This window comes from Marinobacterium sp. NO-S09, from assembly GCF_059179545.1.
Window position 1 is genome coordinate 608,960 of the sequence record NZ_CP168954.1, and the last position, 23,093, is coordinate 632,052.

The following is a 23,093-nucleotide window of genomic DNA, read 5'->3' on the forward strand; positions in this document are numbered from 1 at the left end:
CCTGTTACAGGGCGTCCTTGACCTTGTTGACCACATCCTCGGATACCCAGGCGGTCCAGATATCTTCGTATTCCAGCAGGAAGTGCTCCATGGCGTATTCGCCATCGGCCTGATTGTCTTCCATCCAGGCCAGCAGGCCGTTCATCTGGTTGTTGGTGAACGAGCGCTTGGTGAGGTAGTCATAAGCTTCAGGCGCGCGCTGGGCAAAGCCCTCGGTGGTCACGGTCTGCACCAGTGACGGCGGATACATGGTCACCACCGGGTCGGTGCAGTCCGCATTGGTAATGCAGTTCACGTAGGCATCCTTGTCGACACCGCTGCCGAAATCGACTTTGACCATGTCATACTTGCCCAGCACTGACGTGGGTGCCCAGTAGTAGCCGAACCAGGGCTCTTTACGCTCGTAGGCCTTGGCGATGGCGCCAGACAGGCCAGCACCGGAACCCGGGTCGATGATGTCAAAACCGGCTTCATCCAGTTTCATGGCACGGAACAGGTTACCGGCGGAGATCTGGCAGTTCCAGCCGGCCGGGCAGCTGTAGAAAGCACTCATGTCCGGGTCTTCCGGGTGTTCGAACAGTTTTGCGTTCTGTTTGATCCCTTCAATTGTGGCCAGGCTTGGGTCCTTCTCGACCATGTAGGACGGCACCCAGAAACCTTCTTCACCGCCATCAGACAGGGATTTGCCGGCATAGCGCAGACGGCCCTCTTCAACACCCTTGTCCAGAGCTTCCTTGAGCGAGTTGCTCCACATTTCCGGTGCGATATCGGGTTCGGCTTTTTCGATCATCGAAGTGCCGGTGGGCATGGTGTCGCCCGGTACCAGAGATGCATCGCAGCCGAAGCCGTGTTCCAGGATGAAGCGGTCAACATTGGCGATCAAACTGGCTGAGCTCCAGTTCATGTCGGCAATGGTGACTTTTCCACACTCACTGGCCTGTGCCAGCGTGCTGCCCATTGCTAACGGCAAGGCTGCCAATAATGCGGTTGTTGTCAGTGCCTTTTTCATGTTCTCTCCATTGTGATGGTCGGAAACTGAGCGTTTACAAAACAATATTGCAAAACTAATATTTAGAGTACAAATGATTCGAACACGAATCAATTTGGTTTTGTCATATAAGCCCAACGTTTTATTACGTTTGCCGCGGCTTATCTCGATCATCATTTACGAAGCAAGAACTGAACCAGAATGACTGACCCTGTGGATAATGCTCATTACTGGCGCGACATCGTTGTCTGTCTTCGCCAGATCATGCGGGCCACCGATCTGCACTCAAAGCAGGTCAAGAAAACCTGCGGCCTGACCCTCCCCCAGGTCATGCTTCTGCGATCTATCGCGGATCAGGGGGATGTGAGTGTGCGCAAGCTGGCACTGGATATATCCCTGAGCCAAGCCACAGTGACCAGTATTCTGGATCGGCTGGAAGAGCGCGGCCTGGTGGAGCGGGTACGAAGCCTGAGTGACCGGCGGATCGTAAATGCACGTCTGACGGCACCAGGACTGAGCATGCTGGAAGGAGCGCCTGAATTGTTGGGAGAAACGTTTATGCAGCGTTTCCAGGCGCTTCCGGAAACGGAGAGAGTCAAACTGGTGCAATCGTTGCAGCAGCTCACGGCGTTGATGGATCAGGAGTAACACAGCGGGGCTGCGGACGCAGCCCCGGCAGGATCGAGGTGGCTTACATCTGTGACTGAAGGTAGTTCTGCAGGCCAATCTTGTTGATCAGGCCCAGCTGCTTTTCCAGCCAGTAGGCGTGATCTTCCTCGGTATCTTCCAGCTGCTGGCGCAGCATGGCGCGTGTCTGGTAATCCTGCTCCTGTTCACACAGGGCAATGGCATCACGCAGATTCTGCGCCACGCTGTACTCGGTGTTCAGATCGTTCTGCAACATCTCGGGAACGGTCTTGCCGACGTGGATGGGATCACGGGTGACCATGTCAGGCGTGCCTTCCAGGAACAGAATACGCTCGATCATCAGTTTGGCATGGCCCTTTTCATCGTCGAACTCGTGCGCAATGCGCTCGTACAACTTGTTCAAACCCCAGTCAGCGTACATTTCGGAGTGGATGAAGTACTGGTCCATGGCGGCCAGTTCACCGGCCAGCAGTTTGTTCAGTACATCGATGACTTTCTGATTGCCTTTCATGGATTAGTCCTCCTCAATTGCAGACTGCAGGTAATTCTGGATGCCGATTTCGCCGATCAGGTGCTGCTGGGCTTCAATCCAGTCAACGTGTTCTTCTTCCTGCTCCAGAATCTCCACCAGCAGGGAACGGCTGACGTAGTCCTTGGCGGCTTCACACTGGGCGATAACATCGCGCAGGAGATCGAGCTGCTCCATCTGCAGAGTCATGTCACCCTGCAGCATTTCTTCAGTGTCTTCACCGATACGCAGGCGCTCCAGGTGCTGCAGGTTGGGCAGGCCTTCCAGAAACAGAATGCGTTCGATCAGCTTGTCGGCCTGTTTCATGTCGAGAATCGACTTCTTGTAGGCTTTGTGGTTGAGCTTCTCCAGCCCCCAGTTTTTAAAGATGCGTGCATGCAGGAAATACTGGTTGATGGATGTCAGCTCCAGGGTCAGCACCTTGTTCAGCTGCTGCACCAGTGCTTGATCTTGCTTCATTCTGTTCCCCCTTGGTGACCGGTTTCCAGGACCAGCCCCGGCTAATTGAATGCGGAGTGTACAACGATAATGGCCATAGTGTAGCGGTAGATTTGCTGTTCTGCACGTTAAAAACATGTGTAAGTTGTTGAAGTTAAAAGGGGAAGGCGATTGAAAATCAGAGTCGTTTCCATCCGTGGCGCAAGTGTTTGAAAAACCGAGCGAAATAATCGGGTATTAATTTAGTAATAGTGTTGCAAATAATAATGATTCTATTTACAGTGTGTCTTGTTCATTGACAGGTCTGACTCACTTACGGGCACTGAAGCCGTGTGTCCCAGGTGATTGGCGCCACCTCCCACTCCCCGGGAGGTGGCGATTTTTTTATCTGCACCACTCCGATTGCATTCATGTTCAGTTGAACAGTCTCTGTTTGACCTCACTCCCGCGACTGCCTATTATCCGCCCCAGCTTCCGGTGTGCTTTGCTCGCATGTTCAATTGCTTGAGCCCAGCACTTAAACGGGAAGTCGGTGCGCGGTCCTTCGCCTTTTGAAATCCGCAATCCCGACACTGCCCCCGCAACGGTAAAGGTGTGAAGCGATAACAGATGTCACTGTATCCACGGATATGGGAAGGCGTTATCGCTCAGGGTATTCAATCCCGCCGCCTGAGTCCGGAGACCGGCCTGAAGCACACAGTCGGCATCGCGGTGGGCGATCAGCACTGACGCCATACCCCCGGTGCGTCTGTCTGTTCCTTGTTTCCCCCTGCGACCGTTAACCCAGAATGCGTGCGGGTGGGCGCGCAAGGAATCGAATACACAATGAAATACCTTTCTCTTCCGGCAGCCGTGCTGCTGGCCAGCTCTGCCGTGGCCGCACAGGCTCAGACCTCTTCAGATACCCTGCTGGTAACGGCAACGCGGACCGCGCAAACGGCAGATCAGGCTCTGGCCTCTGTCAGCGTGATTGATCGTGCTGACATCGAACGCAAACAGGCGCAAACCGTTACCGAACTGCTGGAAAGCACACCGGGCCTGACTCTGGTTAACAACGGTGGCCGCGGTAAAGCGACGTCTATCTCCCTGCGTGGCACCTCGTCCGGACATGTACTGGTTCTGATCGACGGCATCAAGGCCGGCTCCGCGACGCTGGGTACCACCGCATTTGAACACCTGGCGGTTGACCAGATTGAACGTATTGAAGTGGTGCGTGGTCCGCGTTCTTCCCTGTATGGCTCCGAAGCCATTGGCGGTGTGGTGCACATCTTTACCCGTAAGGGTGAGCAGGGTTTCAATCCCCGCTTCAGTGTCGGCGCCGGCAGTGATGCAACGCGTGAAGTCACGCTGGGTGCTTCCGGTGGCAACGAAAAGGGCTGGTACAACCTGAGCATCAGTGACTACCGTACCGATGGCTTCAGTGCCAAGCAGGAAGGCAGCTACGGTTACAACCCAGACGATGATGGTTATGACAACCGCTCCTACGCACTGAGCGGCGGTTACCAGCTGAGCGATCGTCTGGAAGGACGCCTGAGCTGGTCACAGAACCGTGGCGATAATGAATATGACGGCGGCAGCGACTTCGACAACTACAGCAACGAGTCCCGCCTGCAAACGCTGGGCGGGGAGCTGCGCCTGGCCGTGAGCAACAGCTGGGATCTGAGCCTGATCGCCGGCCAGAGCCGCGACAAGGGCACGGTATACGGTGATGGCGTTTATCAGAGCCATATCGAAACCCAGCGCGATACCGCCAACCTGCAGAGTGTGCACAGCTTCTCCCACAGCCAGCTGACCTGGGGTGTGGATTATCAGCAGGATGAAGTTACCAGCAGCAATGCCTACTCCGTTGGCGAACGCGATAACCTGGGCGTGTTTGCCCTCTACCAGCTGTATCTGGGGCAGCATGACCTGGCCTTCAGCCTGCGTGAAGACGACAACGAACAGTTCGGCAATCAAACCACCGGTTCCATCGCCTGGGGTATGGAACTGCCCCACGCCCTGCGCCTGACCGCCAGCTACGGCACCGCATTCAGCGCACCTACCTTTAACGACCTTTACTGGCCGGGCTCCGGCAACCCGGATCTGGAGCCGGAAGAGTCCGACTCCTGGGAGCTGGGCCTGTCCGGTGACCATGCCGGTATCGAATGGTCGGCCAACCTGTATCAGAACGATGTGGATAACCTGATCGCCTGGGCACCCAACGCTGAAGGTTTCTGGGTGCCGATGAATGTCGATGAGGCACGCATCCGTGGCCTGGAGCTGGCGGCATCTACGCGTATGGCCAACTGGGATCTGAGTACCACCCTGGATCTGATGGATCCCAAGGATCGCAATACCGACGAGCTGCTGAACCGTCGTCCGCGCAAAACTTTCAACATTTCGGCTGACCGTGATTTTGGCCACTACTCGCTGGGCAGCTCCCTGCGTGCGGTGGGTAAGCGTGAAGATGGCGGCGATGAGCTGGAAGCCTACACTCGCATCGATGTTCGCGGCAGCTACCAGCTGGGTCAGGACTGGGCGCTGAAAGCCAAGATCGAAAACCTGCTGGATGAAGAGTACGAAACCGCCAAAGGTTATAACCAGGCTGACCGTACCTACTGGCTGTCACTGCATTACGCGCCCTGATAGCGTCTTTCTGAAGGAGAAGAATGATGATCAAACTGGCGCAACGTGACCAGATGGTGGTGGGCCTTGGCCTGATTTTGATGATGGCGCTGACTCGTGGACAGCACTTTGCGTCGGTTGATCATCTGCCCAGCGCATCCTGGGCAGTGTTCTTCCTGTCCGGTGTTTTTCTGCGCCCGCTGTGGGCATTTCCGCTGCTGTTTTTGGAAAGTGTGCTGCTGGATATCAGCTCTTTGGGGCTGGGCGGTGCGGCATCCCATTGCATCACCCAGGCATACGCCATGCTGGTGCCTGCCTATGCGTCGCTCTGGTACGCCGGGCGCACGTATGCACGTATGCATGTGGATAACCTGAAAACGCTGGGGTCCCTGCTGGGCTGCCTGTTGGTGGGAGCCTTTGTCTGCAACCTGCTCTCCAGTGGCGGTTATTACTACCTGTCCGGCAATTTTGAAACCACCAACCTGGCGGGGCTTTGGGGGCGTATCGAGCAGTATTTCCCGACCAAGCTCTGGACGCTGTTGGGCTATACCGGCATGGCTGCCATGCTGTATACCCTGAGCCGTCAGTTCAAAACCTGGAAGGAGATCAACAGCTATGAGTGATGACCCGAATCACGACGAAAGCCGTGATGAACGCCATAAGGCGCGAATGGAGCGCAAGAAAGCGGTGGTCGATCAGGCCATTGCCCGCGCCGACCGCGACCAGGGCGTGCTGCTGGTGCTGACCGGTAACGGTAAAGGCAAGAGCAGTTCCGCCTTTGGCATGTTGGCACGGGCGCTGGGCCACGGCATGCAGGTGGGTGTGGTGCAGTTCATCAAGGGCAGTTTCAGCACCGGTGAAGAGGCGTTTTTCCGTCGTTTCCCCGAAGTACGCTACCACGTGATGGGCGAGGGTTTTACCTGGGAAACCCAGGATCGCGAACGCGACGTTGAAGCCGCGGCGGCGGCCTGGGACAAGGCCCGTGAACTGCTGGCCGATCCCGAAGTCTCGCTGGTCGTTCTGGATGAACTGAACATCGCACTGAAATATCAGTACGTGGATCTGGACGAGTTGCTGACCGCCCTGAAAAACCGTCCGGCGATGCAGCATGTCGTGGTCACCGGTCGCGGTGCGCCTCAGGCGTTGATCGAGGCGGCGGATACAGTGACCGAGATGCAGGTCGTGAAACATGCCTTCAAGGACGGCATTCGCGCCCAGAAGGGCGTTGAGCTGTGAGTAATGACTCACCCTCACCACGCCTCTGTCCGGCGCTGCTGATTTCGGCGCCTGCGTCAGGGCAGGGCAAGACCACCGTCACCGCCGCGCTGGCCCGATTGCATCGCAATCAGGGGCGCAGGGTGCGGGTGTTCAAGACGGGACCTGATTTTCTCGACCCGATGATCTTGAGTCATGCGGTCGGCTCTGATGTGGAACAGCTGGATCTGTTCATGGGCTCCCCTGAGCTGTGTAAACAGCAGCTGTGGCAAGCCGCGGCTGAGGCTGACCTGATCCTGATTGAAGGCGTGATGGGGCTGTTTGACGGCAGCCCGTCCAGCGCTGATCTGGCTGAACTCTTCGGCATTCCGGTGCTGGCGGTCATCGATGCCGGGGGCATGGCGCAGACGTTCGCCGCGCTGGCACATGGTCTGGCCAGCTTCCGTCCGAAACTGCCTTTCAGCGGTGTACTGGGTAACCGGGTTGGCAGTGCCGGCCATGGCCAGATGCTGGCGGATGCCTTGCCCGAGCACTTGCGTTGGTACGGCGCCTTGCCGCGCGACGAAGCGATCAGTCTGCCCAGCCGTCATCTGGGACTGGTACAGGGCGACGAAATCGCCGATCTGGAACAGCGTATCGAAGCGGCCGCCCAGGCTCTGGAACAGAGCGCCGGCAGCGAACTGCCCGATGCGGTCAGCTTTGAGCCGCAGTCCATTCCGGAGATTGAGCCTCTGTTGCAAGGCGCACGCGTCGGTATTGCTCGAGATGCAGCCTTTTCGTTTATCTATCCGGCCAATCTGCGCACCCTTGAGCGGCTGGGTGCCGAGCTGGTGTTCTTCTCGCCCTTGATGGATACGCAGTTGCCTGACGTGGATGCGCTCTGGCTGCCGGGCGGCTACCCGGAACTTCATCTGGAGGCGTTGGCTGGCAATACACAACTCATGGGTGATGTAAGGGCTCACTATCAGGCCGGCAAGCCGATGCTGGCTGAATGTGGCGGTATGCTCTGGCTGGGTGAGGCGTTGACCTCGCTGGACGAGCAGACGCGTTCACTCTGTGGCCTGCTGCCTACAAAAGCGCGCATGCAGAAGCGTTTTGCTGCACTGGGGCTGCAACGTCTGACCCTGGATGGATATGAATTGCGCGGCCACACCTTTCACCACTCGATCACCGAGACCGAGCTGGAGCCGATTGCCCGAGGCGAGTGCCCCAACGGTCGCCGTGCGGCTGAACCGGTGTATCGACTCAAGCGATTGACCGCGTCCTATATCCATCTCTATTTCCCCTCCAACCCGGCGGCTGTGGCACAGCTGCTCAAGCCCTGAATTCCGATGCTGGCGCTGCAGGTGATCGCCGCCGTTCTGATTGATCGCTGGCTGGGTGAGCCCCGTCGCTGGCATCCATTAATCGGCTTTGGTCGCTGTGCCGGCTGGCTGGAAGCGCGTTTCAATTCGGGGCAAACCCCTCGTGTGACAGGCTTGCTGCTGGTGCTCTTGCTGGTTGTACCGCCGGTCCTTCTGGTCGAGCTTTTGGTGCAGATTCCGGTGTTGGGTGACGTGATTGCCGTGCTGGTGCTCTGGTTCACTCTGGGGCTGGAAAGCCTGAAACAGCATATTCGCCCCATCGCTCAGGCATTGCTGCGCAAGGACATGGACGAGGCGCGGCGTCTGACGTCCTATATCTGCAGTAGGGATGCCGCAGAGCTGGACGTGGAGCGCACGGCGGTGGAATCGGTGCTGGAGAACGGCAGTGATGCTGTCTTCGGCGCCATCTTCTGGTTTTGTGTGGCCGGTGCCCCGGGGGCATTGGCGTTTCGGCTGATCAATACGCTGGATGCCATGTGGGGCTATCGCAGCGATCGTTTCCTGCACTTTGGCTGGGCAGCGGCACGGCTGGATGATCTGGCAGGGTTGGTACCGGCGCGGTTAACTGCCTTGAGTTACGCACTCTGTGGCCATACCCGTCGGGCACTGCGCTGCTGGCGTGATCAGGCTCCTCGGCATGACAGCCCCAATGCGGGCCCCGTGATGGCTGCCGGGGCAGGCGCGTTGTCCATGCAACTGGGTGGTCCGACCTGCTATCGCGGTGTTTGGGCGAACAAGCCGGTATTGGGGGAGGGTACCAGCGCTCAGCCCCGTGATCTGCCCCGCGCCCTGCGCCTGGTTGAGCAGGCTCTGGGGCTGTGGCTGGTTGTCATCACAGCTGCGACCTTGCTGGGGTATTGGCTATGAGGCCAGCTAGCCACATTGAGTGCCCCCCGGCACCCTTGCACGGTGGCCGCCTCAATGGAGCGGTAGAGCGTTATGGCATTGCGCGAGAGGACTGGCTGGATCTATCAACCGGTATTAACCCCAACGGCTGGCCGGTGCCTGCTCTGCCTGCAGAGGTGTTTAACCGCTTGCCGGAAGAGGATGACGGCCTGCAGCAGGCGGCCGCAGACTATTACGGCAGCCCTGACCTGCTTTTGATACCCGGGTCCCAAGCCGCCATTCAGGCGTTGCCTGCCCTGCGTTGGACACAGTCCGGTGCCGCACGTTCAGGCGTGCTGCATCCGGCCTACGCCGAACACGCCTTTCGCTGGCAGCAGGTTGGGCACAGGGTGGAACGGCTGGAAGCCGAGCAAATTGAAGCACGGCTGGATAACCTGGATGTGCTGGTACTGGTCAACCCCTGTAATCCCGGTGCGATCAGCTTTACGCCTGAACAACTGAGAGACTGGCATTCTCGCCTGGTATATCGCGGCGGCTGGCTGGTGGTCGACGAGGCGTTTATCGATGCCACGCCGGAACTGAGTCTGATCCAGGCGGACATGCCGGAGGGCCTGATTGTGCTGCGCTCGCTGGGCAAGTTTTTTGGACTGGCAGGCATCCGTGTCGGTGCCGTCTGTGCCGAAGCAGGTATCCGCGAGGCACTGGCGCGAGAACTTGGTCCCTGGGCGATCAGTCACCCGGCACGATACATCGCGCGTCAAGCATTGGCGGATGTTGAATGGCAGCAGCGCACCCGCGCGCAGCTCAGCCAGCAGCAGGCACGGTTGCACGCGCTTTTACACGAATATCTGAATGAGCCTGTGGTCAGTACGGCGCTGTTTGCCTATGTGGTGACTGAGCAGGCGGCGCAGATCGAGCAGTCTTGTGCGCGAGCCGGTATCCTTATTCGATGTTTTGAGCAGCCGGCCGCGCTCCGGTTTGGCTTGCCGGGTGACGAAGCCCAGTGGCAGCGGCTGCAGCAGACACTTAACGAGATACGTGAATGAGTGATCGACAAAAAACGCTGATGGTGCAGGGCACCACCTCCGATGCTGGCAAAAGTACGCTGGTGGCGGGCCTGTGCCGGGTACTGCAACGACGCGGTGTCGAGGTGGCGCCGTTCAAACCGCAGAACATGGCACTGAACAGCGCCGTCACGGCCGAGGGCGGCGAGATCGGTCGCGCCCAGGCCGTGCAGGCCCAGGCCTGTGGACTGATGCCCCATGTGGATATGAATCCGGTACTGCTCAAGCCAAGCAGTGATACCGGGGCTCAGGTGATCATTCACGGGCGTGCTGTGGATAACATGGAAGCCCAGTCCTACCACGACTATAAAAGCGTCGCCTGGCAGGCCGTGGCCGAGTCCCATCAGCGACTATGCCGTCAGTACGAAGCGGTCATTGTGGAAGGGGCCGGGTCACCGGCCGAGATCAATCTGCGCGACCGGGATATTGCCAACATGGGCTTTGCCGAGCGGGTGGATTGCCCGGTGATTCTGATTGCCGATATCGACAAGGGCGGTGTCTTTGCCCATCTGGTCGGCACTCTGGCGCTGCTCAGCGAAACCGAGCAGGCGCGAATAAAAGGCTTTGTGATTAATCGATTTCGTGGCGATATTGCCCTGTTGCAGTCCGGGCTGGATTGGCTGGAAAACCATACCGGCAAGCCGGTGCTGGGCGTGTTGCCCTATCTGCATGGGCTGCACCTGGAAGCCGAGGACGCCATCAGCGAAGAACCCGATATCGAACGGGCGGACAAGGTGCTGGACGTGGTGGTGCCGGTATTGCCTCATATCAGTAACCACACCGACTTTGATCCCCTGCGTCTGCATCCTCAGGTGCGCCTGCACTTTGTTGGGCCGGATCAGGCCAAGCCTGCGGCGGATCTGGTGATTCTGCCGGGCTCCAAGGCGGTCCGGCCGGATCTGAACTGGCTCATATCCCAGGGCTGGGATGCCTATCTGCAGCGCCACCTGCGTTATGGCGGCAAACTGCTCGGCATCTGCGGCGGCTACCAGATGCTTGGTCAACGGATTGCCGACCCCCAGGGCATTGAGGGTGAGGCAGGGGAAAGCAACGGACTTGGCTGGCTGCCCATTCACACGGTACTGGAGGGTGACAAAGCCCTGCGCAATGTAGAGGGGCAGCTGACGCTGGCGGGCGATACAGTGCCGGTCAGTGGGTATGAGATTCACTGCGGTGTGACGCAGGTGGATGCATCCTGCCCGGCGCTGGTTGAACTGGCACAGGGGCCGGATGGGACCTGTTCAGATGATGAGCAGATAGTGGGTACTTACTTGCATGGTCTGTTTGAAACACCGGAAACGACGCGGCTGATCCTGCGCTGGGCCGGTCTGAAAGAGGCTCAGACGCTCGATTACCACCAGCTGCGCGAGGATGGCATCAATCGGCTCGCGGATACGCTGGAGCAACACCTGGATATGGACGCGATTCAGGATCTGTTGAATCTGCAGGAGGGGCTGGGGCGCTAATGCGGCGTTTGCGATGGCAACTGGCAATGCTGTGCCTGCTGGCAGTATCGGGTCTGGTATCCGCCCGACCCGAGCGGGTTGTCTCGCTCGATCTGTGCATGGATCGCATGCTGGCTCTGCACGCCGATCGCGCGCAAGTCGCGGCCTTGTCACCCATGCACAAACGCTTCCCGCTGCCCTGGCCGTTGGAAGGTTGGCCCAGCCACGATGGCTCACTGGAGCAGGTGTTCAGCCTGAAACCGGATTTGGTCATCGTCGGTCAGCACAATGCCCTGATGTTGCGTAAGCGCTTACAAACATTGCAGCAGCCGGTAGAGCTGGTGACCTTGCCGCGCAGCCTGGATGAAATCGAGGCCTATGAGCGGCGGGTACTGGGGCTGATCGGGCGTTCACCGGATGCTGCCCACTCGGCTCCCAACCCCATGACGCCCGCTCCCGATGCACCCCGCTTGCTGCTGTTGGGCCCTAACGGCATAGGCACCGGGCCCAATACCTTCGAGGATCAGATCATACGCCAGGCCGGTTGGCGCAATTACCTTACCGGTGTGCGCTATGAGCGACTGGATCTGGAGCGAGTGGTTACTGACCCGCCAGATGCCATCTTATGGAGTAATCCCGAGGCCAAGGCGTTGGCCAGCCGCTTTGCCGAGCATCCGGCCTTGCAGCATTCGGTTTCAGTAGCGGGCTGGCTCACAACAGACAACTGGCGTTGGCAATGCCCCGGCCCCTGGACCTGGGATCTGATCGCGCAGCTACGACAGCAGTTGCCACCGCCGTTACAAAACCGTTTACAGAACCCTTTATCAGACCCTTTAACAGACAAGAGGACGCAATGACCCCTGCACTGACCCTGTTGATGCTTCTGACCGCACTGGTCTCGCTGCATGTGGGCTCCACCGATATCGCGGTGCTGGAAGGGCTCTGGCAATGGCTGCAAGGTGCTGACAGTGCCGCCGCCATTGTCATTGGCGACATCCGTTTACCGCGTACCCTGCTGGCGCTCACCGTGGGGGCAGCACTGGGCATGAGCGGGGCGGCGCTGCAGGGCTTGCTGCGTAATCCGCTGGCAGATCCGGGGCTGACCGGGGCCAGCCAGGGTGCGGCACTGGGTGCGGCCAGCGTATTCTATTTCGGCCTGTTACCGGCCGCCGGTGCTGCTGCGCCGGCACTGGCAGGACTGATCGGCGCGGGGGTGGCCATGTCGCTGATGCTCTTGCTGGCAGGGCCGTCGCGCCAGGCGATGGTGATCATGGCCGGTCTGGCGATCTCCACGCTGACCGGCGCTCTCTTGGCGGCAGTGCTGAACTTTGCGCCCAACCCCTTTGCCCTGTCGGAACTGGTGTTCTGGCTGCTGGGGTCGGTCTCCGAGCGTGGACTGGATCATCTCGTTATTCTGCTGCCAGCACTGTTGATTGGTGGTGGTCTGATCTGGAGTCAGCGCCATTTACTTCTGGGTCTGAGCCTGGGTGAACAGGTCGCGCAGAGCATGGGGCTGTCCTATACCCGTGGCAGTCGCCTGATCATTTTGGGCGCAGCGCTGCTGGTAGGGGCTTCGGTGGCGGTTGCCGGTGCCATCGGTTTTGTTGGCTTGCTGGTACCCCATCTGGTGCGGCCGCTGGTACGTAATCGTCCTGATCGTCTGCTGATCCCGGCGGCATTGGCCGGGGCTATTCTGGTGTGCCTGGCCGATATCGTGGTGCGCGGCATGCCGCCCGGGCGTGAGCTCAAACTGGGCGTGCTTACGTCCCTGATCGGCGCGCCCCTGTTTATCTGGCTGGTGTGGCAGGAGCGCAAGAAATGGATCTGATTTCTGTCGACCAGCTGCAGCTGGATACCCGGCTGGCAGGGGTCAGCCTCAGCCTGGCATCCGGTGAATTGTTGGGTGTGATCGGCCCCAACGGTGCCGGCAAATCCTCGTTGCTGGAATGCATTGCCGGGCTTCAATCCTACTCGGGTCGCATTGAGCTGGAGGGGGAAGAGTTGAGCCGGGTTGAGACCAGCAAGCGTGCTCAGCGCATCGCATTCCTGCCGCAGCGCTGTCAGAGTGCCTGGGCACTGAAAGTGGCGGATGTGATTGCATTGGGGCGTTTGCCCTGGGGTGATGAAGACCCCGGACTGATTGAGAAAGCGGCGCGGCATACCGGCGTCATCGAATGGCTCGACTCCCGTGTCGACCACCTGTCCGGTGGTGAGCAGGCGAGGGTCTGGCTGGCCCGTGTGCTGGCAGGGCAGCCCGATATCATTCTGGCCGACGAACCGCTGGCCAGTCTGGATCTTCACTATCAACAGCGGGTGCTGGAACTGTTGCGCAAGCATACCCGTGAGCTGGGCAGTGTTATTCTGTCCATTCATGACCTCAACCTGGCGGCCCACTGGTGTGATCGGCTGGTGCTGCTGGATGCGGGCCGTATACATGCTGTTGGTACGCCCCAGCAGGTGCTGACACCCGAAGCGATTCGCCAGGTCTATCAGGTCGAAGCCGAGGTCGACTTCAGTGGTGAGCAGCCGCTGATCCGTGTGTTGCGCTGAGTCTGAAAGGAGAACGAAATGGAATCCAACCCCTGGCAATTCAGAGCCGCCGAGCGTGATGCGGTGTATCGTGCCATTCGTGAGCGTCGTGATATGCGCCACTTCAGTGGCGAGCAGCTGGACCCTGATATCCTCAAACGCCTGCTGCTGGCCGCCCACCAGGCGCCCAGCGTGGGCTTGATGCAGCCGTGGCGCTTTATCCGCATTACCGACACTCAGCTGCGTCAACGCATTCGCGGGTTGGTGGAACAGGAACGCGAGGCAACGGCCGATGCCCTGAATGAGCGCGAAGCCGAGTTTCTCCGCCTCAAGGTGGAAGGCATGGACAAGTGTGCTGAGGTGCTGGTGGTTGCGCTGATGGACCAGCGCGAAAAGCATATCTTCGGTCGCCGTACCCTGCCCGAAATGGACCTGGCTTCGGTGTCCTGCGCGATTCAAAACCTCTGGCTGGCCGCTCGCGCCGAAGGCGTGGGTGTGGGCTGGGTATCCCTGTTCGACCCTGATGCTTTGGGCGACCTGCTGCAGATGCCGGAAGGCAGCAAGGCAATCGCCGTGCTCTGTGTCGGGCCGGTAGATGCGTTTTATGATCGCCCCATGCTGGAACAGGAAGGCTGGGCCGAGGCTCAGCCGTTGGAAGCATTGATGGCGGAGAATTGTTGGCCGCAGCAGGACTGACCCCTTGGTCTTTCGCCTTGGCATTCAGAATGGTTCAGCATTGCTCCAATGATGGATTGGACGACATCTGACCGTGTTTAAATTCAACACTGCACATATCGCTTTGGGAGAGCTGTTGCTATGAAAATCACCGTATTCTGTGGATCCAGCGCGGGTAACAACCCGGCGTATGTCGAGGCGGCCAAAGAGCTGGGAACCGTGTTTGCCAAGCAGGGTATCGAGCTGGTGTACGGTGGTGGTCATGTGGGGCTGATGGGCACTATTGCCGATGCAGTGCTGGCAGCGGGTGGCCGTGTGCACGGTGTCATCCCGGAATACCTGCAATCCCGCGAGCTGGCGCATGAGGGGCTGACCACGCTTGAGGTGGTGCCGGACATGCACGCTCGCAAGGCGCGTATGGCTGAGCTGGCGGATGCCTTTGTGGCGCTACCGGGCGGCGTAGGCACGCTGGAAGAGCTGTTCGAAGTCTGGACCTGGGGGCAGCTGGGGCACCATGCCAAGCCTTGTGCGTTATACAATGTGAACGGCTTTTACGATGCCCTGCTGCAGTTTGCCCGCCATATGCTGGATGAGGGCTTTATCAAATCTGCGCACCTGGAGATGATTCAGCTGGCGGATACGCCGGAAACCTTGCTGTTGGCGCTGAAAAATTACCAGGCACCGGGAGAAAAGTGGGCCTGATTACTGCGCTTCAGCGCACCGCTTCTGACTGAACCGAGCGCAGGTACCGCTGCGCTTCTATCTGGCCCTGATCGGCAGCCTTTGCGACCCATTCCATCCCCGTATCGCTCTGGCCGGACGCCAGAAGATGTTGCGCCAGTTGCCATTGCGCATCGGCTTCACCGGCTTTTGCCGCCTGTGTGTACCAGTAAAGTCCCTGCTGCTTGTCAGCCGCTACGCCGGTGCCGGCACGGTAGGCGTTGGCCAGCTCCAGCATACTGATGGCATCGCCGGCCTCGGCACCGCGCTGGTACCACACAAAGGCCTGTTCCATGTTCTGATCTGTCCCCAGCCCGTTGGCATACATGTTGGCAAGGTTCAGCATGCCCTGGCGATTGCCGTTCTCGGCCAGCGCCTGGTAACGGGTAAAGGCTTCTTCATACTGGCCCATTTTGTAGACGGCATAGGCTTCCAGCACCTGAATCATTTCACGGGCAATGCGTTGTTGATCGGCAGTCTGCTCAGCCTGAGCGCTGCCGGTGGCGAAGAGCAATGCGCCGAGCAGCAGCGCGCGTGTCAGTCGCAATATATGCATGATCGAGCTCCGTTTTGACTTTCACGCTAGCAGCCGGTCATCAATCACGTCTGTACTACCAGAGTACCGATTCCGCCAGAAATGACGCAGGCAGGGGGATTTTGGTGCAGTGCAGCTTTATTCCCCTGTTTTATACCTGGTTAAAAAATAGACATTTTGTTTGACATGACTACCGCTATCTGTTGATTATTGTGCAGTGCACAAAAGATGCGGGAGGCCGCTATGGAGTCAATGAAATTGAACCTGGCGCTGCAGGGAGGCGGTGCACACGGTGCATTTACCTGGGGCATGCTGGACCGGCTGCTGGACCAGCGCCCATTACAGTTGGAGGGTATCAGCGGCACCAGTGCGGGCGCCATGAATGCGGTGTTGCTGGCCGCTGGCTGGCAGCAGGGTGGTGCCGAGGGTGCACGGGAACTGATGGCCCGCTTCTGGCACGGTTTGATGATGCCGGGGCCGCTGGACCCCGGTGGCATGAGCCATCACTGGTCACTCTGGTGGCGGGATATGACCAAACACCTCTCGCCCTATGATCTGAATCCCTTCGATATCAATCCGCTGCGGGATCTGCTGGAAGAACTGGTCGATTTTGACGCTTTGCGGCGCAATCCGCCGTTCAAACTGTTTATCGCGGCGACCCACGTTGAGTCCGGTCGCCTGCGCCTGTTCCGTGAACATGAGCTTACCTCGGACCACCTGTTGGCTTCGGCCTGTTTGCCGGAGCTGTACCAGGCTGTGGAAATTGAGGGGGAACACTATTGGGATGGCGGTTTTGTCGGTAACCCGGTGGTCTATCCACTGGTGTTTGACTGCCAGGCCCGTGATCTGATGTTGTTGCTGCTGCATCCGCGCAGCAGCAGCGGACTGCCGACCCACGCCCAGGGCATTGCTGACCGGGTTGCGGAGCTGGGGTTTCAGACCACCTTCCTGCGTGAAATGCGTGCCCTGGCAGCCATGAAGCAGCGCATGAAAAACCGTCCCTGGCTGCAAAGCCGGTTGGCCCGGCGGATTCGACAGTTGCGGGTATATCGCCTGGAACCGGGCGAAGGGCTCAATAATTTGCACCGTGGCAGCAAGCTCGATACCCGGCGGGATTTTCTGCTGGCGCTGCACGGACTGGGTCAGGATGGAATGCAGCACTGGCTGCAGCAGGATGGCACTCACCTGGGTCGCAAGGGCAATTGTGACCTGGAAGCCGAGTTCCTGTAGCAGAGTTCCTGTCATCAAGGATCAAGGGTAAACTGAACCTCCACGCAATTAGACTTTATCTGCATGGAGATCTTTCCGTGATCCGACTCATTTTGGGCGGTGCTCGCTCCGGCAAAAGCCGTCAGGCGGAGCAGCTGGCTCAGGCCTCAGGTCGAGATGTGACCTATATCGCCACCGCTCAGGCCTATGACGAAGAGATGCAGGCGCGTATAAGCCGTCATCGATATGAACGGCCTGCTCACTGGCTCACGGTTGAAGAACCCCTGCAGCTGGCTGCCACTATCCTGCAGCACCAGGCACCTGATCGCTGCCTGCTGATTGACTGTCTGACACTCTGGGTTACCAACCAGCTATTGGCCGAAGCCGATATGAAGGCCGAGCGAGAAGCGCTGTGTGCGGCGCTATCCAATGCCCGTGGCGAAATCATTCTGGTCAGTAACGAAACCGGTATGGGCGTCGTCCCCATGGGTGAGCTGAGTCGCCGGTTCAGTGATGAAGCAGGGTGGCTCAACCAGTCGGTTGCGGCACTGGCCGATCAGGTCGTGCTGATGGTGGCCGGTATTCCCATGCCGGTCAAAGGGCCTGCGCCGGAGGTGTCGGCATGAGCTGGGTTGAGCAACCGGCCGCAGCCCTGGATCAGGAAGCACTGGCAGCCGCTCAAGCACGTCAGCAGCAACTGACCAAACCTCGTGGTTCTTTGGGGCAACTGGAACAGCTGGCCATTCGTCTGGCTGGCATGCAGGGGCGTTGTTGCCCCCGGTTGGAGCAGGTCAGCATCGCGGTCTTTGCCGCTGATCATGGTGTTACAGCGGAAGGGATATCAGCCTATCCACAGGCGGTAACGGCGGAGATGATTCGCAACTTTGCCCGTGGCGGCGCCGCCATCAGTGTGGCGGCTCGCGCATTGGGTGCCCAGCTGCGAGTCTGGAATCTGGGTACGGTGGTGGAGCTGGAATCGCTGCCCGGTGTCGAAACTCGTCTTATCGCCCCCCAAACTGCCAACCTTTTGCACGCACCTGCGATGACCGAAACCCAGCTGCGACAGGCATTGGATGTGGGCCGAGAGGCGGTACTGCATCTGAGCTGCGACCTGTTTATCGGCGGTGAAATGGGGATCGGCAATACCACCTCGGCCACGGCCCTCGCGGCGGCGCTGACCGGGCAGCCAGCCGCCAGGCTGGCAGGGCCCGGAACCGGGCTTGATGATCAGGGTATTGCCCACAAAACAGAGGTTATCGAGCAAGCGCTGCTGCGGCAGGGCACCGCGAACCAACCGCTGGAGCTGTTGGCAGGCCTTGGCGGCTTTGAGATCGCGGCGCTTGCGGGAGCCTATCTAGCCTGTGCACAGCAGGGCATTCCGGCGCTGGTCGATGGTTTCATCTGCTCGGTTGCAGCCCTGCTGGCCTGCCGTATTCAGCCCGGTGTGGCGGATTGGCTCATTTTTGCACATCACTCGGCGGAGCCGGGTTACGCGGTGTTGCGCCAGGCCTTGCCCTCCAGTCCTCTGCTGGACCTGGGACTGCGTCTGGGTGAGGGCAGCGGTGCCGCAACGGCCTTGCCACTACTACGCATGGCCTGCGCCCTGCACGCGGAGATGGCGACCTTTGAGGAAGCTTCGGTGTCGGAGAAGAATGAATGACAACACTGCATATCGACCTGCTGCGCCATGGCGAAACCACAGCGGGCAAGTGCTTTCTGGGCCGAACGGATGCCCAGCTGACTCCGGAAGGCTGGCAACAGATGCTGAACAGCATGCAAGGCCGTTCCCCGGATGATTATGACTTGATCTTGAGCTCTCCCATGCGCCGTTGTGCCGATTTTGCCCGGGAATGGGTGGGTGATCATCGCTGGCGCCTGGAGCCCCGTTTACGGGAGTACGATTTCGGCGACTGGGATGGCTGCACTGCGGCCCAGATTCATGCCCAGTCACCCGATCTGTTGGGGCATTTCTGGAGCGACCCCTGGCATTCTGCGCCGCCCAACGCTGAGCCCATGGCCGATTTCTTTGCCCGTCTCACCGATCTGGTGGAACTGCTGCAGCAGGGGCGTCAGGGGCGTACCCTGTTGATCTGCCATGGCGGTGTGATTCGTGCCTTGCGCTGTATTTTGAACGGGCTGCCGGTCAGCGAAATGCTGGCGTTTCCAGTGGAGCACGGCAGCTTGCACCGCTTGCAGGGCGTGTCACGGTGACAGTTCACTGGCAGGCGTTTCTCTGTGCACTCCAGTTCATGACGCTGTTGCCGGTGCGCCTGGCGGGCATGCCCGATGCTGCCACTCAGGCACGGGCAGCGCTCTACTACCCTTTGGTCGGACTCTGTCTGGGCCTGGTGCTGGTTCTGGCGGCAAACCTGCTGGCGGGCTTGCCGACGGCCGTTGCGGCGGCTGTTCTGGTGGCGCTCTGGGCGGGTATCACTGGGGGCCTGCATCTGGATGGTCTGGCCGACAGCGGTGATGGCTGGATGGGTGGCCTTGGGGATCGAGAGCGCACCCTCAGGATCATGAAAGACCCGCATCTTGGGGCCAGTGGCGCCCTGGTATTGATGCTGCAACTTCTGCTCAAGTGGAGCCTGCTGAATGCCTTGCTGGATCAGAGCCTGCTCTGGCCCCTGTTAGCGGCGCCGGTTGTGGGGCGGGCCGGTACTCTTGCGCTGTTGGTCACCACACCCTATGCGCGGGCAGATGGCATTGCTGCGCCTTTTCTTGCTCAGCTGTCACCGCGTAAGGCACTGACGGTTGTTGCTATTGCAGGCTTGGCCCTGCTGTTGCTGCAACCGCTGGTGCTGCTGTTGTCCATGATGCTGTTCTGGTTGCTGCGGCGGCTGATGATGCAACGCCTGGGTGGTACTACCGGTGACACTCTGGGTGCGCAGATTGAGCTGATGGAAACCCTGATCCTGTTGGGCGCGCTGGTGTCGATGGCATGAATAAGGCGACAGATTTGCGCTAGAGCTGAACGGTATATAAGGGTAGACTGATGTGAGGTATCGATGTCCAGGGAAGGGCGTAGTTGCTGTCGGCCAGGAGAAGTTACGCCCGTGAAAGCCCCCGGATATCGGCTGTTGCCCCTGAAAATTCTGCTTGTACTGATATTGTTGGCAGCAGGGATTTTTGCAGCTCTGTGGCCCGGCTACCATCATGAAAAGGAGTTGCAGGACCGCACGCGTCAGCATCGCATGCAGCAGTTGAAATTGGCTTTTGACGGCTTTATCCAGCAACGCCGCCATGACCTTGAAATACTGGTCCATTCGCCCGCCCTTGCCCTCTATTTGAACCAGAATACCCCTCTTCATAACGATCTGGCTGCTCAGACCTTTCTATCTGTTTCCGCGCTGCATGGACACTATGATCAGGTGCGATTTCTCGACAGTACCGGCCAGGAGCTGATCCGGGTTAATCGTAACCTGGGTTACAGCTATCTTGTGGATGACAAAGGCCTGCAGAACAAGCGACATCGATATTATGTTGAAGCCGGCCTTACACTGGCACCGGGTGAGGTTTATCTGTCCGAGCTTGACCTCAATATTGAACACCAGGAGGTGGAACGTCCGCTGAAGCCAGTGTTGCGCATGGTGGCACCGGTGTTTCACTTGAATGAACGTCAGGGGCTGGTGGTACTGAATATTTACGGCACCTATCTGCTCGACAGCCTGCAGCAGGCGCTGCCGGGTACACACGAGCTGGTGGTGCTCAATGACCGAGGCGGCTGGCTGACCGGTGGCGGTGATAAGAACTGGCAATTCATTCTTGGCGGGGCCGACGCCAGTCTGGCAGATAAGAACGCCGAGCTATGGCGTCAGATCGAATCCAGTGATGATGGGCAGGTTAGCCATGGCGGTGCTTGTTATGCCTATAGCTGGTATCGCGCGCAAGGGCGCCAGTTGCAGGCTCCGCGCTGGTTATTGGCCGAGCGAACGCCCGGTCATACCTGTGATGCCCTCTATACCCAATATCAGGAACGTGGCCTGAATCTGTTGTTGTTTTCCTCGTTGGTTGCCCTGCCATTAGTGTTGCTCTGGTCGCATTGGCGTCACCGTTACACCCGCGCCCGCCAGCGTACGGAAATGAGCGAGCAGCAACTGCGCCTGATTACCAATCAGGTGGGGCAGGCACTAATCGTTGTCGATCATCAAGGGAATGTCAGCTGGATGAACCCCGAGGCCGAGCGTGTGCTAGGCTGGAGTGAAGCTGAACTCAAGGGGCGGGACCTGCATCGGCTGGTGCATGTGACACCGGATGGCAAGGTGCTGCATGAGGGCGAATGCCCCACCTTGTTGACCCTGAGTTCTGGCGAGCGGCACCAGTCTGAGCATAGTCTCTTTCGCAGCCGTCAAGGCGAGATTCTGACGGTACGCTTGACCGTTACGCCTTATGGTAATGCGCTAGAGAGAGGCGCCATCCTGTCATTCAGTGATAACAGTCAGAACACCGAGCGCGAACGCAGGCTGAGGCACCAGGCCAGCACCGATGAGCTGACCGGCGTGCTCAACCGTCGTGCGACTCTGGCACGCATGCAGTCTTTGATGGATACGACGGGCCCCGTGGGCGTGATGCTGCTGGATATTGACCTGTTCAAGCAAGTGAATGACAACTACGGCCATGCTGCAGGCGACCAGGTATTGATCCATTTTTGTCGTACTATTGGCATGCTGGTCAGGCGAGAAGACCTGTTCGGTCGTATTGGTGGCGAAGAGTTTCTACTGGTGCTGGCCGAGAGTGATCCTCAGGGCCTGTTACAGCTGGCCGAACGGGTGCGTCAGGCTGTGCAGGACAGCCCCTGTCTGATGGATGACATTGAGGTACCGGTTACCGTCAGTATTGGCGCTGCCGTGCAACAGGGGGAAGAAGAGGTCGATACCCTGATTGCCCGTGCCGACCGTGCCCTTTATCAGGCCAAAAACCAGGGGCGAAACAGGGTCGAATGGAGCCCAATGTGATTGGGCAAGCAAATTAATCAATGGACAATGCGATGACACGGAACTTGATAGGCCCCCTGTTAAGTCAGAGCAGTGATGGCATCTATGTAATTGATCCGGAGAGCGGCCGCATTCTGGATGCGAATCAGGCCGGTTGTGCTGTATTGGGCATGACGCTGTCGGAGCTGTTGGGCGAGAGTGTGCTCAGCCTGAACGAAGATGTAAAAAGTGGCGGGCAGTGGAGTGATATTGCCCGAGTGATTCGCGAGCAGCACAGTTTTACCTTTGTCGGCCGTCATCGCCGCAAGGACGGTAGCGACTTTCCTGTCGAAGTGGTGACCGACCTGGTTGAGCATGACGGCCGGGACTATTTCCTTTCCGTGGTACGTGACCTGAGCGGCCACCAGCGTCACAGTCAGCATCTGCTGGATAATGACCTGATCCGTACGCTGTTGATGAACGAATCCAGTGATGGGCTTTGGGACTGGAACCTCGAAGACAACAGCCTTTTCCTCAGTCCTCAGTGGTTCCGTATGCTGGGCTATGGACCTCAGGAGATTGCTACGCCAACCCTCAAAACCTGGTCCGAGGCTGTTCACCCCGAGGACAAGAGTCGCGTCATGGCAACGTTGAGTAATCACCTGCAAGGCAACACCTCGCGCTATTCAGCCAAATACCGGCTGCAGTCCCGTGATGGCGAATATATCTGGGTGCGTGACCGGGGCATGGTTGCGGCCCGCAATAACGCCGGGGAGCCGGTCCGTATGATCGGGCTGGTGCTGGATATCAGCGAAGCCGAGCAGCGTGCCGCTCAGCTGATGGAGCAGGCTCGCCGCGATTACCTGACACAATTGTATAACCGCCGCGCAGGTTATGAGCAGTTTGAAGCTCAGCTGGCACAGTGTCGGGAAAAACGATTGGAAATGCCGGTGGTGATGCTGGATATTGATCACTTCAAACAGGTGAATGATGCCAATGGTCACTTGGCGGGCGATCAGGTGATCTGCCAGCTGGCCGCTTTGATCAGCTCGCATTTACAAGGTGATGAGCAACTGTTTCGCTGGGGTGGAGAGGAGTTCCTCCTGCTGTTGCCGGGCATGAGTGCCGGGCAGGCCTGTGAGCATGTAGAGTCCATGCGTCTGAAGCTGCAGGAACAGGGCTGCAATATTGAAGGCAGCGGGCGTTTGTCGGTGACTTTCAGTGCCGGTATCAGTGCTTACCCCCAGGACGGTGAAAGTATACGTGAACTCGTACATGTGGCGGATGCAGCCTTATACCGTGCCAAGCATGCAGGCCGCAATTGCGTGATATTGGGGGAGACTCAGCTTTGCAGTGCGTGAAGGACTCCCG

24 protein-coding genes and 1 riboswitch are annotated in these 23,093 nt (G+C 58.9%); of the genes, 20 read left to right on the top strand and 4 right to left on the bottom strand.

Annotated features, from left to right (window positions below; translation table 11 throughout):
• Positions 1 to 4: 4 nt before the first annotated feature.
• On the bottom strand, positions 5 to 1,009 hold the full coding sequence (locus tag O3C79_RS03020) for an ABC transporter substrate-binding protein (protein ID WP_494384741.1): 1,005 nt from the start codon (positions 1,007 to 1,009) through the stop codon (positions 5 to 7).
• Positions 1,010 to 1,189: 180 nt separating this feature from the next.
• Here O3C79_RS03020 and O3C79_RS03025 point away from each other — a divergent pair, with 180 nt between their 5' ends.
• Positions 1,190 to 1,636 (top strand): MarR family winged helix-turn-helix transcriptional regulator, encoded by a 447-nt coding sequence (locus O3C79_RS03025; RefSeq protein WP_010324886.1) that lies wholly within the window; start codon positions 1,190 to 1,192, stop codon positions 1,634 to 1,636.
• 43 nt (positions 1,637 to 1,679) lie between these two features.
• Here the strand turns inward: O3C79_RS03025 and bfr (O3C79_RS03030) are convergent, their stop codons facing one another.
• Positions 1,680 to 2,147, bottom strand: coding sequence for a bacterioferritin (gene bfr / locus O3C79_RS03030; protein ID WP_010324885.1), 468 nt, complete (start codon positions 2,145 to 2,147; stop codon positions 1,680 to 1,682).
• A gap of 3 nt (positions 2,148 to 2,150) precedes the next feature.
• Positions 2,151 to 2,624: a bacterioferritin gene (gene bfr / locus O3C79_RS03035; RefSeq protein WP_494384742.1), complete on the bottom strand. Its 474-nt coding sequence runs from the start codon at positions 2,622 to 2,624 to the stop codon at positions 2,151 to 2,153.
• A 437-nt stretch (positions 2,625 to 3,061) separates the two neighbouring features.
• Positions 3,062 to 3,308: riboswitch (cobalamin riboswitch) on the top strand.
• Between the two features lie 120 nt (positions 3,309 to 3,428).
• Here bfr (O3C79_RS03035) and btuB point away from each other — a divergent pair.
• The 12 genes from btuB (at position 3,429) to O3C79_RS03095 (ending at position 15,047) form a co-directional block, all read left to right on the top strand.
• Positions 3,429 to 5,228: a TonB-dependent vitamin B12 receptor gene (gene btuB / locus O3C79_RS03040; RefSeq protein WP_494384743.1), complete on the top strand. Its 1,800-nt coding sequence runs from the start codon at positions 3,429 to 3,431 to the stop codon at positions 5,226 to 5,228.
• A gap of 23 nt (positions 5,229 to 5,251) precedes the next feature.
• Entirely contained in the window at positions 5,252 to 5,830 is a 579-nt protein-coding gene (locus tag O3C79_RS03045; protein ID WP_494384744.1) for a hypothetical protein, read from the top strand.
• The gene (gene cobO, locus O3C79_RS03050; RefSeq protein ID WP_494384745.1) at positions 5,823 to 6,443 is read left to right on the top strand and encodes a cob(I)yrinic acid a,c-diamide adenosyltransferase; all 621 of its coding nucleotides are present in this window, start codon (positions 5,823 to 5,825) and stop codon (positions 6,441 to 6,443) included. The genes O3C79_RS03045 and cobO overlap by 8 nt, the downstream gene beginning before the upstream one ends.
• Complete coding sequence (locus O3C79_RS03055) at positions 6,440 to 7,747, top strand: cobyrinic acid a,c-diamide synthase CobB (RefSeq protein WP_494384746.1); 1,308 nt, start codon at positions 6,440 to 6,442, stop codon at positions 7,745 to 7,747. The genes cobO and O3C79_RS03055 overlap by 4 nt, the downstream gene beginning before the upstream one ends.
• Before the next feature lie 6 nt (positions 7,748 to 7,753).
• A complete protein-coding gene (cbiB, locus tag O3C79_RS03060) occupies positions 7,754 to 8,653 on the top strand; it encodes an adenosylcobinamide-phosphate synthase CbiB (RefSeq protein ID WP_494384747.1) in 900 nt (299 codons plus the stop codon).
• Positions 8,650 to 9,678, top strand: coding sequence for a threonine-phosphate decarboxylase CobD (gene cobD / locus O3C79_RS03065; RefSeq protein WP_494384748.1), 1,029 nt, complete (start codon positions 8,650 to 8,652; stop codon positions 9,676 to 9,678). Before cbiB ends, cobD begins: the two co-directional genes overlap by 4 nt.
• Positions 9,675 to 11,162, top strand: a complete 1,488-nt coding sequence (locus O3C79_RS03070) for a cobyric acid synthase (RefSeq protein ID WP_494384749.1) — start codon at positions 9,675 to 9,677, stop codon at positions 11,160 to 11,162. The genes cobD and O3C79_RS03070 overlap by 4 nt, the downstream gene beginning before the upstream one ends.
• The gene (locus O3C79_RS03075) at positions 11,162 to 11,998 is read left to right on the top strand and encodes an ABC transporter substrate-binding protein (protein ID WP_494384750.1); all 837 of its coding nucleotides are present in this window, start codon (positions 11,162 to 11,164) and stop codon (positions 11,996 to 11,998) included. Before O3C79_RS03070 ends, O3C79_RS03075 begins: the two co-directional genes overlap by 1 nt.
• Positions 11,995 to 12,969, top strand: a complete 975-nt coding sequence (locus tag O3C79_RS03080; protein WP_494384751.1) for a FecCD family ABC transporter permease — start codon at positions 11,995 to 11,997, stop codon at positions 12,967 to 12,969. Before O3C79_RS03075 ends, O3C79_RS03080 begins: the two co-directional genes overlap by 4 nt.
• Complete coding sequence (locus O3C79_RS03085) at positions 12,960 to 13,691, top strand: ABC transporter ATP-binding protein (protein WP_494384752.1); 732 nt, start codon at positions 12,960 to 12,962, stop codon at positions 13,689 to 13,691. Before O3C79_RS03080 ends, O3C79_RS03085 begins: the two co-directional genes overlap by 10 nt.
• An 18-nt stretch (positions 13,692 to 13,709) precedes the next feature.
• Positions 13,710 to 14,366, top strand: a complete 657-nt coding sequence (gene bluB / locus O3C79_RS03090) for a 5,6-dimethylbenzimidazole synthase (RefSeq protein WP_494384753.1) — start codon at positions 13,710 to 13,712, stop codon at positions 14,364 to 14,366.
• Positions 14,367 to 14,486: 120 nt separating this feature from the next.
• Positions 14,487 to 15,047, top strand: coding sequence for an LOG family protein (locus O3C79_RS03095; RefSeq protein WP_494384754.1), 561 nt, complete (start codon positions 14,487 to 14,489; stop codon positions 15,045 to 15,047).
• A gap of 10 nt (positions 15,048 to 15,057) precedes the next feature.
• Here the strand turns inward: O3C79_RS03095 and O3C79_RS03100 are convergent, their stop codons facing one another.
• The gene (locus tag O3C79_RS03100) at positions 15,058 to 15,621 is read right to left on the bottom strand and encodes a tetratricopeptide repeat protein (RefSeq protein WP_494384755.1); all 564 of its coding nucleotides are present in this window, start codon (positions 15,619 to 15,621) and stop codon (positions 15,058 to 15,060) included.
• Between the two features lie 222 nt (positions 15,622 to 15,843).
• On the opposite strand from O3C79_RS03100, the gene O3C79_RS03105 reads away from it, so the two are divergent.
• The 7 genes from O3C79_RS03105 (at position 15,844) to O3C79_RS03135 (ending at position 23,083) form a co-directional block, all read left to right on the top strand.
• Positions 15,844 to 16,830, top strand: a complete 987-nt coding sequence (locus tag O3C79_RS03105) for a patatin-like phospholipase family protein (protein ID WP_494384756.1) — start codon at positions 15,844 to 15,846, stop codon at positions 16,828 to 16,830.
• A 77-nt stretch (positions 16,831 to 16,907) separates the two neighbouring features.
• Positions 16,908 to 17,435: a bifunctional adenosylcobinamide kinase/adenosylcobinamide-phosphate guanylyltransferase gene (cobU, locus tag O3C79_RS03110; RefSeq protein WP_494384757.1), complete on the top strand. Its 528-nt coding sequence runs from the start codon at positions 16,908 to 16,910 to the stop codon at positions 17,433 to 17,435.
• Positions 17,432 to 18,469 carry a nicotinate-nucleotide--dimethylbenzimidazole phosphoribosyltransferase gene (gene cobT / locus O3C79_RS03115; RefSeq protein WP_494384758.1) on the top strand — a complete coding sequence of 346 codons (1,038 nt, stop codon included), beginning with the start codon at positions 17,432 to 17,434 and terminating at the stop codon, positions 18,467 to 18,469. Before cobU ends, cobT begins: the two co-directional genes overlap by 4 nt.
• Positions 18,466 to 19,020 carry a histidine phosphatase family protein gene (locus O3C79_RS03120; RefSeq protein WP_494384759.1) on the top strand — a complete coding sequence of 185 codons (555 nt, stop codon included), beginning with the start codon at positions 18,466 to 18,468 and terminating at the stop codon, positions 19,018 to 19,020. The genes cobT and O3C79_RS03120 overlap by 4 nt, the downstream gene beginning before the upstream one ends.
• Positions 19,017 to 19,754 carry an adenosylcobinamide-GDP ribazoletransferase gene (gene cobS, locus O3C79_RS03125; protein ID WP_494384760.1) on the top strand — a complete coding sequence of 246 codons (738 nt, stop codon included), beginning with the start codon at positions 19,017 to 19,019 and terminating at the stop codon, positions 19,752 to 19,754. Before O3C79_RS03120 ends, cobS begins: the two co-directional genes overlap by 4 nt.
• Before the next feature lie 111 nt (positions 19,755 to 19,865).
• Entirely contained in the window at positions 19,866 to 21,764 is a 1,899-nt protein-coding gene (locus O3C79_RS03130) for a GGDEF domain-containing protein (protein ID WP_494384761.1), read from the top strand.
• Between the two features lie 32 nt (positions 21,765 to 21,796).
• Positions 21,797 to 23,083 carry a sensor domain-containing diguanylate cyclase gene (locus tag O3C79_RS03135; protein WP_494384762.1) on the top strand — a complete coding sequence of 429 codons (1,287 nt, stop codon included), beginning with the start codon at positions 21,797 to 21,799 and terminating at the stop codon, positions 23,081 to 23,083.
• The last annotated feature ends 10 nt before the right edge of the window (positions 23,084 to 23,093 follow it).

Excerpts from the sequence above, each read along its gene's own strand:
- O3C79_RS03020 (WP_494384741.1), bottom strand. The coding sequence starts at position 1,009 with ATGAAAAAGGCACTGACAACAACCGCATTATTGGCAGCCTTGCCGTTA.
- O3C79_RS03025 (WP_010324886.1), top strand. The coding sequence starts at position 1,190 with ATGACTGACCCTGTGGATAATGCTCATTACTGGCGCGACATCGTTGTC.
- bfr (WP_010324885.1), bottom strand. The coding sequence starts at position 2,147 with ATGAAAGGCAATCAGAAAGTCATCGATGTACTGAACAAACTGCTGGCC.
- bfr (WP_494384742.1), bottom strand. The coding sequence starts at position 2,624 with ATGAAGCAAGATCAAGCACTGGTGCAGCAGCTGAACAAGGTGCTGACC.
- btuB (WP_494384743.1), top strand. The coding sequence starts at position 3,429 with ATGAAATACCTTTCTCTTCCGGCAGCCGTGCTGCTGGCCAGCTCTGCC.
- O3C79_RS03045 (WP_494384744.1), top strand. The coding sequence starts at position 5,252 with ATGATGATCAAACTGGCGCAACGTGACCAGATGGTGGTGGGCCTTGGC.
- cobO (WP_494384745.1), top strand. The coding sequence starts at position 5,823 with ATGAGTGATGACCCGAATCACGACGAAAGCCGTGATGAACGCCATAAG.
- cbiB (WP_494384747.1), top strand. The coding sequence starts at position 7,754 with ATGCTGGCGCTGCAGGTGATCGCCGCCGTTCTGATTGATCGCTGGCTG.
- cobD (WP_494384748.1), top strand. The coding sequence starts at position 8,650 with ATGAGGCCAGCTAGCCACATTGAGTGCCCCCCGGCACCCTTGCACGGT.
- O3C79_RS03070 (WP_494384749.1), top strand. The coding sequence starts at position 9,675 with ATGAGTGATCGACAAAAAACGCTGATGGTGCAGGGCACCACCTCCGAT.
- O3C79_RS03075 (WP_494384750.1), top strand. The coding sequence starts at position 11,162 with ATGCGGCGTTTGCGATGGCAACTGGCAATGCTGTGCCTGCTGGCAGTA.
- O3C79_RS03080 (WP_494384751.1), top strand. The coding sequence starts at position 11,995 with ATGACCCCTGCACTGACCCTGTTGATGCTTCTGACCGCACTGGTCTCG.
- O3C79_RS03085 (WP_494384752.1), top strand. The coding sequence starts at position 12,960 with ATGGATCTGATTTCTGTCGACCAGCTGCAGCTGGATACCCGGCTGGCA.
- bluB (WP_494384753.1), top strand. The coding sequence starts at position 13,710 with ATGGAATCCAACCCCTGGCAATTCAGAGCCGCCGAGCGTGATGCGGTG.
- O3C79_RS03095 (WP_494384754.1), top strand. The coding sequence starts at position 14,487 with ATGAAAATCACCGTATTCTGTGGATCCAGCGCGGGTAACAACCCGGCG.
- O3C79_RS03100 (WP_494384755.1), bottom strand. The coding sequence starts at position 15,621 with ATGCATATATTGCGACTGACACGCGCGCTGCTGCTCGGCGCATTGCTC.
- O3C79_RS03105 (WP_494384756.1), top strand. The coding sequence starts at position 15,844 with ATGGAGTCAATGAAATTGAACCTGGCGCTGCAGGGAGGCGGTGCACAC.
- cobT (WP_494384758.1), top strand. The coding sequence starts at position 17,432 with ATGAGCTGGGTTGAGCAACCGGCCGCAGCCCTGGATCAGGAAGCACTG.
- O3C79_RS03120 (WP_494384759.1), top strand. The coding sequence starts at position 18,466 with ATGACAACACTGCATATCGACCTGCTGCGCCATGGCGAAACCACAGCG.
- O3C79_RS03135 (WP_494384762.1), top strand. The coding sequence starts at position 21,797 with ATGACACGGAACTTGATAGGCCCCCTGTTAAGTCAGAGCAGTGATGGC.